This is a genomic window from Burkholderia aenigmatica, assembly GCF_048627025.1.
GTDB classification, from domain to species: domain Bacteria; phylum Pseudomonadota; class Gammaproteobacteria; order Burkholderiales; family Burkholderiaceae; genus Burkholderia; species Burkholderia aenigmatica.
This window is the reverse complement of the sequence record NZ_CP184470.1, coordinates 690,811-703,663: the sequence shown is the minus strand read 5'-3', so window position 1 is coordinate 703,663 and position 12,853 is coordinate 690,811. Positions and strand designations below refer to the sequence as shown.

At 65.1% G+C, this 12,853-nt stretch carries 15 protein-coding genes; 8 read left to right on the top strand and 7 right to left on the bottom strand.

The genetic code is table 11. From position 1 onward, the window contains the following. Positions 1-61: 61 nt before the first annotated feature. On the bottom strand, positions 62-1,276 hold the full coding sequence (gene glp / locus ACN8ZM_RS35610) for a gephyrin-like molybdotransferase Glp (RefSeq protein ID WP_420212758.1): 1,215 nt from the start codon (positions 1,274-1,276) through the stop codon (positions 62-64). Further along, the gene (fdhD, locus tag ACN8ZM_RS35605; protein WP_420213319.1) at positions 1,276-2,145 is read right to left on the bottom strand and encodes a formate dehydrogenase accessory sulfurtransferase FdhD; all 870 of its coding nucleotides are present in this window, start codon (positions 2,143-2,145) and stop codon (positions 1,276-1,278) included. Before fdhD ends, glp begins: the two co-directional genes overlap by 1 nt. 425 nt (positions 2,146-2,570) lie before the next feature. Between fdhD and ACN8ZM_RS35600 the strand changes: the two genes are divergently transcribed. The 5 genes from ACN8ZM_RS35600 (at position 2,571) to ACN8ZM_RS35580 (ending at position 7,176) form a co-directional block, all read left to right on the top strand. Continuing rightward, positions 2,571-3,971 carry a cytochrome ubiquinol oxidase subunit I gene (locus tag ACN8ZM_RS35600; RefSeq protein WP_420212757.1) on the top strand — a complete coding sequence of 467 codons (1,401 nt, stop codon included), beginning with the start codon at positions 2,571-2,573 and terminating at the stop codon, positions 3,969-3,971. 3 nt (positions 3,972-3,974) lie between these two features. Further along, entirely contained in the window at positions 3,975-4,982 is a 1,008-nt protein-coding gene (gene cydB, locus ACN8ZM_RS35595) for a cytochrome d ubiquinol oxidase subunit II (RefSeq protein ID WP_122950539.1), read from the top strand. A gap of 177 nt (positions 4,983-5,159) precedes the next feature. Beyond that, a complete protein-coding gene (locus ACN8ZM_RS35590) occupies positions 5,160-6,080 on the top strand; it encodes a bestrophin family protein (RefSeq protein ID WP_174957365.1) in 921 nt (306 codons plus the stop codon). Between the two features lie 79 nt (positions 6,081-6,159). Continuing rightward, positions 6,160-6,753 (top strand): SMI1/KNR4 family protein, encoded by a 594-nt coding sequence (locus ACN8ZM_RS35585; RefSeq protein WP_420212756.1) that lies wholly within the window; start codon positions 6,160-6,162, stop codon positions 6,751-6,753. Positions 6,754-6,789: 36 nt separating this feature from the next. Beyond that, complete coding sequence (locus tag ACN8ZM_RS35580; RefSeq protein ID WP_043192044.1) at positions 6,790-7,176, top strand: VOC family protein; 387 nt, start codon at positions 6,790-6,792, stop codon at positions 7,174-7,176. Between the two features lie 25 nt (positions 7,177-7,201). Here ACN8ZM_RS35580 and ACN8ZM_RS35575 read toward each other — a convergent pair whose 3' ends face one another. The 3 genes from ACN8ZM_RS35575 to ACN8ZM_RS35565 all read right to left on the bottom strand — a co-directional run bounded on the left by ACN8ZM_RS35575 (position 7,202) and on the right by ACN8ZM_RS35565 (position 8,585). Continuing rightward, the gene (locus ACN8ZM_RS35575; protein ID WP_420212755.1) at positions 7,202-7,642 is read right to left on the bottom strand and encodes a nuclear transport factor 2 family protein; all 441 of its coding nucleotides are present in this window, start codon (positions 7,640-7,642) and stop codon (positions 7,202-7,204) included. A gap of 128 nt (positions 7,643-7,770) precedes the next feature. Then, positions 7,771-8,121, bottom strand: a complete 351-nt coding sequence (locus ACN8ZM_RS35570; protein WP_420212754.1) for a DUF1493 family protein — start codon at positions 8,119-8,121, stop codon at positions 7,771-7,773. After that, positions 8,121-8,585 (bottom strand): STM2901 family protein, encoded by a 465-nt coding sequence (locus ACN8ZM_RS35565; protein WP_420212753.1) that lies wholly within the window; start codon positions 8,583-8,585, stop codon positions 8,121-8,123. Before ACN8ZM_RS35565 ends, ACN8ZM_RS35570 begins: the two co-directional genes overlap by 1 nt. A 433-nt stretch (positions 8,586-9,018) precedes the next feature. Here ACN8ZM_RS35565 and ACN8ZM_RS35560 point away from each other — a divergent pair, with 433 nt between their 5' ends. After that, complete coding sequence (locus tag ACN8ZM_RS35560) at positions 9,019-9,429, top strand: VOC family protein (RefSeq protein WP_089454342.1); 411 nt, start codon at positions 9,019-9,021, stop codon at positions 9,427-9,429. A 114-nt stretch (positions 9,430-9,543) separates the two neighbouring features. Here the strand turns inward: ACN8ZM_RS35560 and trpS are convergent, their stop codons facing one another. Continuing rightward, the gene (gene trpS, locus ACN8ZM_RS35555; RefSeq protein ID WP_043192038.1) at positions 9,544-10,557 is read right to left on the bottom strand and encodes a tryptophan--tRNA ligase; all 1,014 of its coding nucleotides are present in this window, start codon (positions 10,555-10,557) and stop codon (positions 9,544-9,546) included. Positions 10,558-10,766: 209 nt separating this feature from the next. Then, positions 10,767-10,922, bottom strand: coding sequence for a hypothetical protein (locus ACN8ZM_RS35550; protein WP_179258876.1), 156 nt, complete (start codon positions 10,920-10,922; stop codon positions 10,767-10,769). Positions 10,923-11,422: 500 nt separating this feature from the next. On the opposite strand from ACN8ZM_RS35550, the gene ACN8ZM_RS35545 reads away from it, so the two are divergent. Together ACN8ZM_RS35545 and ACN8ZM_RS35540 are read left to right on the top strand one after the other, a co-directional pair. Next, a complete protein-coding gene (locus ACN8ZM_RS35545; protein WP_420212752.1) occupies positions 11,423-12,373 on the top strand; it encodes a DUF6396 domain-containing protein in 951 nt (316 codons plus the stop codon). A gap of 94 nt (positions 12,374-12,467) precedes the next feature. Further along, the gene (locus ACN8ZM_RS35540; RefSeq protein WP_089454343.1) at positions 12,468-12,770 is read left to right on the top strand and encodes a hypothetical protein; all 303 of its coding nucleotides are present in this window, start codon (positions 12,468-12,470) and stop codon (positions 12,768-12,770) included. Positions 12,771-12,853 lie beyond the last annotated feature (83 nt).

Below are 12,853 nucleotides of genomic sequence, written 5' to 3'. Positions count from 1 at the left end.
GCGTGGCCTGCGTGGCCTGCGCGGCGAATGCCTCGGATCGGGCGCGGGTCCGGCGTCGCGATCATGCGAGCCAGTGCGCGAATTCGTAATACGGTACCGCGTCGCCGCACGCGATGCGCTGCCCGGCCGGCAGCCGGGCCAGCCCGCTCGCCTGCACGAGCGACTGCAGCGTGCCGGCGCCTTGCTGGCGCAGCGTGTCGAGGGCGGGCATGCCGTCGAGGCCGACGGTGCAATGCACACGCACGAAGCGCTCGCGCTGCGCGTCCGGCTCGAAGTCGCCGTCGATCGGTAGCGACGGCACGATCGGCAGGCGTGCGCTGCGCCCCTGCAGGCGGCGGATCAGCGGCGCGACGAACAGCGCGAACGCGGTCATCGCGGCGCCCGGATTGCCGGGCAGCAGCACCACCGGTTGCGTGTCGAGCCGGGCGAGTGCCACCGGCTTGCCCGGCTTCATGCGCACGCCGGCGACGATGAACGACGCGCCGAGCGCGTCCAGCGCGGGGCGCAGCAGATCCTTGTCGCCGACCGACGCGCCGCCGACGCAGATCACCAGGTCGCAGCCCGCGTGCAGATCGCGCAGCGCGCGATCGATGGCGGGCGCGGTGTCGGCCGCATGCAGGCTCATCGCGACCTCGGCGCCGGTTCCCGTCACCAGCGCGGCGAGCATCGGTGCATTGCTGTTGTAAATCTGTTGCGGCGCGCGGGGCTGCCCGCACGCGACGAGTTCGTCGCCGGTCGTCAGGATGCCGACGCGCAGCGCCCGGCGCACGTCGACGCGCGCGAACCCTTGCGCGGCCGCCACGCCGACATGCATCGCGCCCATCCGCACGCCGGCCGGCACGAGCAGGTCGCCGGCGCGCACTTCCTCGCCCCGGCGGCGGATGTGCGAGCCGCTGCGCTGCGGCGCGTCGAACGCGACCCAGCTGTCCTGCTCGCGTGCATGTTCCTGCATCACGACGGTGTCCGCGCCTGGCGGAATCATGCTGCCGGTGAAGATGCGTGCCGCCGTGCGCGGGGCCAGCGGCGCCGGCGTGCCGCCTGCATAGCAGCGCTGCGCGACGTGCAGCGGCTCGCCCCGTGCGAGATCCGCGTGACGCACGGCGTAGCCGTCCATCGCGCTCTGGTCGGCCGGCGGCTGGTCGAGTACGGCGATGAGCGGCGCGGCCAGCACGTGGCCGGCGGCTTCCGCGACCGGGAGGGAGAGCGTGGCCTCGAGCGGCGCGAACGCGCTCGCGAAATGCTGCTGCGCGGTATCGAAATCGGTCAGTGGTTTCATCAGGAGAGCGCCGGATGCGCTTGAGCGAGCGCCGGTTGATCAGGTTGAACGGCGTCGGGCGACACGTACTCGACGAAACCGTCGTTGCGGCAGAAGCCGAGCAACCGCACGCCCGCTTCGCGGGCGACGTCGATTGCGAGCGACGTCGGCGCCGAGATCGTCGCGATCATCGGGATGCCGACCCGCGCGGCCTTGCGCACCAGTTCATAGCTTGCGCGGCTCGACAGGAACACGAAGCCTTCGTGCAGGTTCGCACGGCGCCGCGCGAGCCGGCCGATCAGCTTGTCGAGCGCGTTGTGGCGGCCGACGTCCTCGAACACGTCGAGCACGGCGCCGTCGCGATCGCACCAGGCGGCCGCGTGAATGCCGCCCGTCTCGCGCATCAGCGCCTGATGGGCCGGCAACGCGCGCGCGGCGCGGGCGATCGCGTCCGCGCCGATACCGGCTGCGATGCCGGCAGCGGCGATGCGCGGCGGGTGCAGGTCGAGCTGCGCGATGCTTTCGATCCCGCACACGCCGCAGCCCGTGCGGCCGGCGAGCGCGCGCCGGTGCGCCTTCATCGCCATGAACGCCTGCTGCGACACGGTCAGCCGCACTTCGGCGCTGCCGGGCCGGCATTCGCTTTCGATATCGAAAACGTCCGACGCGCGCTCGACGATGCCTTCGCTCAGCGCAAAACCCAGGCCGAACACGTCGAGGTCGATCGGGGTCGCCATCATGACCGTGTGCGCAATATCGTTGAACACGAGTGCAACCGGCGTTTCGTCGACGACGCGGTCGACGGTGTCGCGCGCTTCGCCGGCACGGTGACGTGTCACATGACACGCGGTGCTGCCGGTCGGATCGTCGCGGCGGATGCAGGACTCCATGCGGTTTTCTCCAGGCGGATCGGCCGGCGGGCCGGCCGGGTCGGGCGCGGATGCCCGACCAGGGGATTCGATGCTGCCGGGCGGGCGCGGCCGAGGGGCGCGCCGTGGCCGCGGACAGGCGTTGAATCGGATGTTAACGGGGATGAAAGGTGCGCCGGATATACAGCGCTGCAACGCGGAAAGCAGTACAGCTGACCATCCCGCCGGCACGAAATGTGTTTTCCGGGCACACATCTTCGGCGGCGGAAGCAGCACAGTTTCAGCGCACGTTCGAACGATTGCGAGTATCGTTGCAAACGCGATATCGTCATTCACGCTTCGATGCCATGCGAGTGACCGTTTGTGTTCGCATGTGTTGTCGCCAAGCCGTCGCGCGATTTCCTGCTTCGAGCGTACGTCCTCACAACCACGAGCAAATTACGGTCATGGAAATCTTCGATGCGTTCCATCTCGCCCGATTGCAATTCGCGTTCACGGTGTCGTTCCACATCGTGTTTCCCGCGATCAGCATCGGCATGGCGAGCTTCCTGGCAGTGCTGGAATGGCGCTACCTCGTCACCGGCGACGCCGCCTACAAATCCATGTTCCAGTTCTGGTCGAAGATCTTCGCGATCGGCTTCGGGATGGGCGTGGTCTCCGGCGTCGTCATGGCGTACGAGTTCGGCACCAACTGGGCCGGCTTCTCGCGCGTCGCGGGCAACATCACGGGCCCGCTGCTCACGTATGAAGTGTTGACGGCGTTCTTCCTCGAAGCCGGTTTCCTCGGCGTGATGCTGTTCGGCTGGCAGCGCGTGAGCCAGCGCGCACACTTCTTCGCGACGCTGATGGTCGCGGTCGGCACGCTGATCTCGACGTTCTGGATTCTCGCGTCGAACAGCTTCATGCAGACCCCGCAGGGCTACAAGATCGAGAACGGCCTGGTCGTGCCGGTCGACTGGTTCAAGATCATCTTCAACCCGTCGTTCCCGTACCGTCTCGTACACATGACGATTGCGGCATTCATCGTCGCGGGCTTCATCGTCGCCGCGTGCGGCGCGTGGCACCTGCTCAAAGGGCGCCGCGACGAGCCGGTGAAGCGCAGCTTCTCGATGGCGCTGTGGATGCTGCTGATCCTCGCGCCGATCCAGATCGTCGTCGGCGACGCGCACGGGCTGAACACGCGCGAATACCAGCCGGCGAAGATCGCGGCGATCGAGGGGCTGTGGGAAACCGAGAAGGGCGGCACCGCGCTGAACCTCGTCGGGCTGCCCGACATGCAGGCCGAAACCACGCACTATGCGATCCAGGTGCCGCACCTCGGCAGCCTGATCCTCACGCACAGCTGGAGCGGCGAGATTCGCGGGCTGAAGGAATTCCCGCCGCAGGATCGCCCGTATTCGCCGATCGTGTTCTGGACGTTCCGGATCATGGCGGGCCTCGGGATGCTGATGCTGCTCACCGCGTTGCTCGGGCTGCTGCTGAGAAAGGGCGGGCGTCTGTATGAAACGCGCTGGTTCCAGTGGTTCGTGGTGGCGATGGGGCCGTCGGGCATCCTCGCGCTGCTGGCCGGCTGGATCACGACCGAGGTCGGGCGGCAGCCGTGGACCGTGTACGGCGTGCTGCGCACCGTCGATTCGGTCGCGCCGCTCAGCGCGCAGCAGGTCGGCGTGTCGCTGCTGATCTTCGTGGTCGTGTATTTCCTGGTGTTCGGAACGGGTATCTATTACATGATGAAACTGATGAAGCGCGGGCCCGCTGCCCAGGCCGGGTATATCGAGCTGCACCGGCATCCGGGGCTGCGCAAGAGCGCGCTGTCCACGCCGCTGAACGTGACCGAAGCGGAGTAAGCCATGCAAATCGATCTTCCTGTCATTTGGGCCGCGATCATCGGCCTCGGCGTATTCATCTACGTGATGCTGGACGGCTTCGATCTCGGTATCGGCCTGCTGTTTCCGTTCTTCGACGCGAAGGCCGAGCGCCAGGTGATGCTCGACACCGTTGCGCCGGTGTGGGACGGCAACGAGACGTTCCTGGTGCTCGGCGGTGCGGGGCTCTATGGCGCGTTTCCGGTCGTGTATTCGACGCTGCTGCCGGCGAACTACCTGCCGCTGGTGCTGATGCTGGTCGGGCTGATCTTCCGCGGTGCGGCGTTCGAGCTGCGCGCGAAAGCCACCCGCACGCAACACATGTGGGATCTCGCGTTCATCGGCGGCTCGGCACTTGCCGCGTTCTGCCAGGGGATCGTGCTCGGTTCGCTGCTGCAGGGCATCAAGATCGAGAACAACCAGTTCGCGGGCGGGCCGTTCGACTGGCTGTCGCCGTTCAGCCTGCTGTGCGGGATCGGCGTGCTCGTCACGTATGCGACGCTCGGCTGCGGCTGGCTGATCCTGAAGGTCGACGGCGAACTGCAGCGCAAGATGCGGCTCCTGATGAAGCCGCTCGCGGGCGTGCTGCTCGCCGTGATGGGCGTGGTCAGCCTGTGGACCGTGATCGGGCTGCCGGCCGTCGCGCATCGCTGGTTCGGCAGCGGCAACCTCGGCTGGTTCCTGCCGGTGCCGATTCTCGTCATCGCGTGCGTATGGGGCATCTTCCACACGGTGAAGCGCGAGCACGAGGCCACGCCGTTCCTGCTGACGCTCGCGCTCGTGTTCCTCGGCTACACGGGGCTCGTGATCAGCATCTGGCCGAACATCGTGCCGCCGTCGCTGACGATCTGGGATGCGTCGTCGAGCCATTCGAGCCAGAAGTTCGCGCTCGTCGGCACGGTGATCGTGCTGCCGATCATCCTCGTGTACAACGCGATGCAGTACCGCGTGTTCCGCGGCAAGGTGCGCGAGGGCGATATCGGCTATCACTGAGCGGCTATCACTGAACGCCGCATGATGTGACGGGCATGGCGGGCGCGGGCGTATCATCACGCGCAGCGCGGCACACTTGCCCGGCATTTACCCGACAGCGGCCCGCCACGCGCGGGCCGTTGCGCATCGGGCGCAGATGCGCCGATCGATGCATCCCCTGGCAGTCGAGAAAACACCATGATCGTCCGACCACAACAAAACTGGCTCAGGATGCTGTTCGTCTGGAACGGCTCCGTGCTGCAATCGATCATTCCGCAGCTCGTGTTCATGGCGGTCGTCAGCACGCTGGCGGTCTTCACGAACGGGCGCATCTTCGGCGAGAAGATCCCGCTCAACACCGCGCCGTTCACGCTGTTCGGGCTCGCGCTCGCGATCTTTCTCGGGTTTCGCAACAGCGCGAGTTTCGAGCGCTTCAAGGAGGCGCGGCATCTGTGGGGCAACCTGCTGATCGCGGCGCGTACGCTGACGTCGCAGTTCAATCGCTACCTGCCCGACAGCGTGAGCGATGCCGAGCGCAACCGGCTCGCCGACCTGCTGATCGCGCTCACCTATGCACTGAAGCATCAGCTTCGTCATACCGATCCGACGGTGGACCTGCAGCGCATTCTCGGCGCGGAACGCACGACTGAGCTTGGCGGCAAATGCTTCAAGCCCGTCGCGATCCTCGACGAGCTGCGGGGCGGCATCGTCCGCGCGCTGGGCCGCGCGCCCGGCAGCGACGCGACCTGCTGGATGTTCGAGACGCAACTCGACGAGGTCGGCAAATCGGTCGGCGGTTGCGAACGCATCCTGTCGACGCCGATCCCGTTCTCGTACAGCGTGCTGCTGCATCGCACCGTGTATGCGTATTGCGTGCTGCTGCCGTTCGGCCTCGTCGATTCGACGGAGTTCTTCACGCCGCTGATCTGCGTGTTCATCTCGTACACGCTGATCGCGCTCGAAGCGATCGCGAGCGAGGTGGCCGAGCCGTTCGGCCTTGCGCCGAACGCGCTGGCGCTCGATGCGATATCGCGCACGATCGAGCGGTCGGTGCTCGAACTGGGCGATCGCCCGCTGCCGGAGGAATTCGTGCCGGCGTCGACGTACCAGATCACGTAGGCGGGGGCGCGCAAGCGCGGAAGTGGCGGATCGCGTCGGGCGCTAGAATGGCGCTTGCCTGTGCTTCGGACCTGACGCCATGACCCTCGTCGATACCTATCTCGCCGGCTTGCGCGCCGCGCTGCCCGACACCGACAACGCGGCGCTTGCCGCCGCCACGGGCGCGACGCCCGCGCAACTCGACGCGCTGCGCGCCGTGTATCCGCAGTGCCCGGCCAGCCTGATCGAACTGCTCGGCAAGCTCGACGGGACCTACCGGCGCGATTACGACGGCACGACGGTCAAGGTGCTGGTGCTGGGCTCCGACGTCGACGAATACCCGTATTACCTGCTGTCGGCCGCCCAGATGCTCGAGAAAGGGGTGAAGTACCGCGACAGCATCGAGGAGATCTATGGCGACGACGCAAACGACGACGGCGAACTCGTCGATCCGCGCATCGACATCGCGCTGCCGCTGGGCCGGCGGCTGTGCTTCTCGCATTGCGTGAACAACGGCGGCACGTCGCAGCTCTACATCGATTTCGAGCCGGCGCCGGGCGGCAAGGTCGGGCAGGTCGTGCGCTACCTGCACGATCCCGACAACTATGCGGTGATCGCCGACGACTTCGACGGCTACCTGCGCAAGCTGATCGACGGCGGTTATGCGTTTGTCATCGATTTCGACGAAGAATAGCGGCGGGGCGTGGCTGCCCCTTCAGGAGAGATTGAAATGCGAATCTACGTGACGAGTATTTTTGTCGACGACCAGGACAAGGCGTTGACGTTCTATACCGACAAGCTCGGGTTCAAGCTGAAGAACAACGTGCCGGTGGGCGAATACCGCTGGCTGACCGTGGTGTCGAAGGATCAGCCGGACGGCACCGAGCTGCTGCTCGAGCCGAGCCACCATCGCGCGGTCGGGCCTTACAAGCAGGCGCTGTACGAGGACGGCATTCCGGCGGCATCGTTCCAGGTCGACGATCTCGATGCGGAGTTCGCGCGGCTCAAGGCGCTCGATGTCCGCTTCACGCTGGAGCCGATGGACGCGGGGCCCGTGCGCGTCGCGGTCGTCGACGATACGTGCGGGAACCTGATTCAACTGATGCAGATGAAGTGAAGTACGGCGCCGCCGCGCGGGGCATTCAGTCGGTTGCGACCGGCGGCGCATCCTGCATCCAGCTGCGCTCCTGCGTGCGGCTCCGGATCCGCCACCCGCATTCGGTTCGCACCAGCAGGTCGCGATACCAGAGCCCGACGAAGCACACGCGGTCGACGCCCGCTTCATCGGCCGAGATCATCATCGCGTGGCCGGCCGTTCGCGCGGTCGCGGCGTCGCCGTCGACGATCAGCAGCGACGGCGAGATCGTATGCTGCGTGCCGCGCATCGCCGACGTCATCTGTTCCAGATAGGCGGCAACCTCCGCGCGATTGCCGACCGGGCCGCCGAACGCCGAGTAATCGAGTGTTGCGTTGGCCGCGAAGAGGCGCTCGAGTTCATGCCAGTCGCGGCGGTCGACGGCGTGGCAGTAGCGGGTCAGCAGATCGTGGATCTCCATCCGGTCGATCGTTTCCTGTGGCGTCATGGTGTCGTGGGTAGGTGGATGACGGTGGAACGATAGCGGGGGCGGGCGGGTGCGGCATCGGCGGAGTGGACTAAGGCGGCTGGGGATTCACGATCGGTCGAGCAAGTGTCGGGGGCTGCCGGCGCCGATCATTCGTTGATTGCTTCCGAGTCCCACTTGCCCAGTGAGACGGCCTTGCACAGCATGTTGACGGTCAATGCTTCCCGTTTGAACGTATGGGGTTTCCTGAGCAGGTACTTGCGCACGACGTGATACAGGATCCCTTCACCTTCCATCAGGAAGTACCGTCCGAAATCGTAGTCGCCGCGATCCACTTCGAATCGCGTGAAGAATCGATCCATGAAGATGTCGGCATCGTCCCCGGTTTGTCCGAGATCGTCGGATACGGAGGTACTCCCGGTAATCTGGCGTTTGCTCGATACGGCGGCTTCCTCGCGAACGAACGCTTCCAGTTTTTCCCACAATTGACGGTCGTCCATTACAGAATCCTGTCCTCCGGTTTTGCAATCTGGTTGTACCGGGAAACGGTGTTCCGGACAATATGGAAGGCATCTTTGGCGAGCAGGACCCAGCCAACGCCTGGAACAGTCCGGCCAACGAATACCGCAAGGCGATGAGTCAGGATCACGCGCAGATTCTTGATGCTTTGTAGCGTGACGGTCGGAAGTACCTTGCGTTTGAATTCATACCGGAATACCGACCGTGCCATCACTGATGCAACGGAGGTACCTTGGGTTGCCCCGAGCGGTTTGGCGCGAGTCGGAAGGATCGGCAGGCCGGAGAGAATCAGAAGAACGGCTTCCATATCGTCGATTCCGGCCTGGTTGCACGTTTCATCGATGGCAATCAGGAAGAATAGTTCGGTCGGACTCAGGTTTTGCTGGTTCTGGTAGCGATAGGTATTCACTCGGTGCCCTCGGGGAGCAGGCGAAACAAGCCACATGTGCTGCACGTTTCGCTGGCCGTCTTTGTTATTGGTGGGCCACGTTAGCGAGACCGCCATTGCCGGTCAATGTCGGACTGAGGGCATGCGTGTGGCTTGCGAGGGCTCGAGCGCTCGAGTGCTCGGGTGCGAACTGCCTGAAGCCTGCAGTTGCTGCGCTGTTGCGGGTGAGCGGCGCGGAAACGATCTCGGCCGGTGCGGTTCCCGATGCGACGGAAGGCTTGAATCGAAAGGTTTCCAAGTGTCTCTGGCCGTGTTCAGGGCCAATGCCCGTCTTGAAAGCGGCTTCGTGCTGCATCCGTATGGGCACGCCGCGAGCCGAGGTGCTGACCGAATGCCGCGCCCCGGTCGCGCGGACGCTGGCATCGATGGTCGGTCAGGGTGAAACAGGCACGGGCATGTAGACTCACGCTCATTCAATGGAGCAAACCCCATGCAATTGCTTGATCACGTGTCCATCAGCGTGCCGGATATTGACGTTGCGCGCCCGTTCTACGATGCCATCATGGCCGCACTCGGGGCAGCCAAGGTCTATGACCGTCCGACCGCGCTCGGCTATGGCGAACGCTGCAATGCGAACGACACCGCGTCGACTTTTCTGGCGGTCTATCTGGATCCCGCTGAAGTCGGCGTGAGCAAGCGGCACTGGTGCTTCAAGGCCGCGAGCCGCGAGCAGGTGGACGTGTTTTTCGAGGCCGGCCTGTCGACGGGCGGGCAGTCCGACGGCGAACCCGGCTTGAGGCCGCATTACCACGGTGATTACTACGGGGCGTTTCTCGTCGACCCGGCCGGTAACAGGGTGGAAGCGGTGTGCCACGCGGCCGTGCCGACGCACGCGTCGTGATGAGGTTGCGCCTGCATCGACGCTCGCTTGCACACGTGAAGCGGTGATCGTCACACGCCGGCCCGATAACGGCCGGCGCGTGGTGCGCATTCGCAAGCTCTCTGCCTGCGCCGCTCAATCGAAGTAGTTCAACCCCATCGCCCCCTTCACCTCTGCGAGCGTCGCACCGGCCACGTCCCGCGCATGCATCGTGCCGCGCTTCAGAATCGCCATCACCTCTGCCTTGTCGGCCTCGAATTCGCGGCGTCGTGCGCGGATCGGCTCGATCAGCGCCTGCAGCCGCTCGTTCAGCACGCGCTTGACGACGCTGTCACCGAGCCCGCCGCGTCGGTAGTGCGCTTTCAGTTCGTCGACCTTCTGCACGTCGGGCTCGAACGCATCGAGGAACGTGAACACGACGTTGCCCTCGACCTGGCCGGGATCGCTCACGCGCAGGTGGTTCGGGTCCGTGTACATGTCCTTCACGGCCTGCGTGATCTCGTCCGGCGTCGAACCGAGCGTGATCGCGTTGCCGAGCGATTTGCTCATCTTCGCCTTGCCGTCGATCCCCGGCAGCCGCGTGACAGCCGACAGCACGGCCTCGCATTCGACCAGCACGGGCTGCTCGACGGTTGCGTTGAAGCGGCGGACGAGTTCGTTGGTCTGCTCGATCATCGGCAACTGGTCGTCGCCGACGGGCACGTGCGTTGCCTTGAACGCGGTGATGTCGGCCGCCTGGCTCACCGGGTAGGTCAGGAAACCGGCCGGGATGTCGCGCTCGAAACCGCGCAGGCGGATCTCTTCCTTGATGGTCGGATTGCGTTCGAGGCGCGCGACCGTGACGAGGTTGAGCAGGTATTGCGACAGCTCGGCGAGCTCGGGCACCTGCGACTGCACGACGATCGTCGAGATCGCCGGGTCGATGCCGACGGCGAGATAGTCGAGTGCGACTTCGATCACGTTCTCGGTGACGCGCTGGCGGCGACCCATGTTGTCGGTCAGCGCCTGCGTGTCGGCGAGCAGCAGGAATTGCTTCGCTTCGTGCTGCATTTGCACGCGGGCACGCAGCGAGCCGATGTAATGGCCGAGGTGCAGCGGGCCGGTCGTGCGGTCGCCGGTGAGGATGGTCGGTCGGGTCGGGTGCGTCATGTTGGTCGTTGCTCCGGGTTATCGAAGCCGCCAGCGATGATGTCAGCGCAGAAACGCAAATGCCGCCATCGCTGGCGGCATCACGTTTGGGACATGCAAAAGGAAACGGGCCGCCTGGGTCAGGCGCGCCACCAGCAATGCACGTTCGGCGAGGCAGGTCGGGTTTCCATTGCGTGAGTATAGCGTAGTGCGGGGATGGACGTGCTGCGTCAGCGTACGACCGACTCCATCGCGAGGTAGGCGGTTTCGGCCGACGGCCACAGCAGGTACAGCAGGCCGGCCATCAGCAGCAGCGCGCCGGTGCGCGCGAGCGGCGTGCGGTCTTTGCCGTGCGGAGGACGGGGGGACTGCTTCGGTTTCTTCATGCTTGCAGGCGCGGGGAGCGCCACTCCAACAGTTGCTGCAACGGGTCGCGCGGGGCGATGCCGGGGTGTTGCGGGGTTCGACGGGGGCCGTGGGGCACCGTGTTGCCTGGGCGGGACGGCACGGATGGCGGGTCGCGGTCCATTAAAAGGGATCGATCGGGTATCCTGTGTCCGCTGTCCATGCTGAGGCGACCGGCATCCTACCAGTTTGGCGGTGTGGGCACAGTCAAGAATTGTCGGGGAGGCGTGCGGCCGGAGGCGGCACCTCCGAATCGCCGTGGTCCGCAACGCTTGCGGCGCGTCGAGCGTGGAGCCGTCGCCGATGATCGCGCCGGCCGGCTTCCTGCATCCGTTCCATGATGCGCGTGCGACAGGCGTTCGCTTTTCCTGAGTAGGCTTCCCGAATCGTGCTAAATCAATTGCGTTCGACTCCCGCCAACCGTATCGGCTTGACCCGGTTGGTTTCGGCTTTCTTGTTCGTTGCATGCGCAGCCTGCTCAATGAACGATGCTCCTTCTCGCAACATGTCGTTGACCGCCTTCAACCCTCATCGCACAGCGTTTGCGTGCAAGCACGAGGTTGACGTGGCTCCCCCGCTCGATCCCGAGGCAGATCGATGGAATCAGCAGGCATTGGTGCAGACCAGCGCGCTGTTGTGGCCGAACCAGCGCGATTACAAGGGCGCTGTCGAGTTGTGGACGAAGGCGGCCGAGCGCAAGCACTGGAAGGCAATGCTGAATCTGGCGAATGCCTACGCCCAGGGGGAGGGGGTGGATCGTGATTCCGAACATGCCCTGCAGATCACCGAACAGGCGATGAAACTGGGTATTCCGGCGGCCTACGATCTGATGGGTACGTATCACATGGACGGGATGGGCGTAAAACAGGATGCCAGCCGCGCCTATGCATTCTGGCAATTGGCTGCCGATATGGGCAGTCCGAGTGCGATGGCGTATCTGGGCGACAAGATGGACGCGCTCTACGACGACCCCAAGATGGGGTTCTGGGGCAACCGCAAGATCGCACTCCAGATGCTTGAGTGTGCGGTCGCGCAGGGCAACGGACGTGCGGCGTATGTGTTGGGAACGACGATTGCGGGTGATCGAGCCGAGTTGGGCGAGAACAACGAACGCGCGCTCAAAACGCTGCATGCGGGCGTGAAATTCGGCAGTGCCGAGAGTGCTGGATATTTGTTCGGTGCGTTCGATGATGGCGATCCGGTCGCGGGTGGCGTGAAGGATCGCGCTCGTGCCGAGCGTTATATCGTCCTTGCCGATCGCCTGGAACGCGACCCCGACCTGCGTCTGCCGAACCTGGACAAGGTGGTGCCGCTGCCGCCCGCCAAACTGCCCAAGTGGGACGGCAACAAGGAGACGTTGATCAACGCGGCGAAGGCGGTGACGTCCGCGCCGGCGTCGCCGGCCAAGCCCGCCGTGAACCCGGGTCGCTGAGTACGGGGCGCGCACGTGCCCGATGGCGACATGCCGCCAGAGAAGCCGCAGGTCAGCGTCGGTAACGCTGCCGAGAACGCTTGACGGAGCAGAAATGCGTAAATCGACGATTGCAGCGATGGTGTGTGTCGGCGGTCTGATCCTGACTGCCTGGGGTGCGTTTGCAGTATTGCAGGCCGTGGCCCAGATCAGCGGAGGTGGCTATGGTTCGCATGACGTGAACGATTTTGCGATCGAGCATTTCCTGCTTCTCGGTCCGCTGCTTGCGTTGGGTGGCTTGGTCGCATGGTTCGCCAGCCGGGGTTCGGCGACATCCGACGACGATGTGGATGAACAGCCCTCGGGCAAGGATGAGCGCGATCCAGCCGCTCCTGCGCACCGGGACGCAGACCGGTAAGCAGTGCCGACATCGCCCGCAGGCAGGATCTGGGCAATTTTGAATGCCCTGGTCTCGTGAGCCAGGGGCACTTGAGCGCGTCG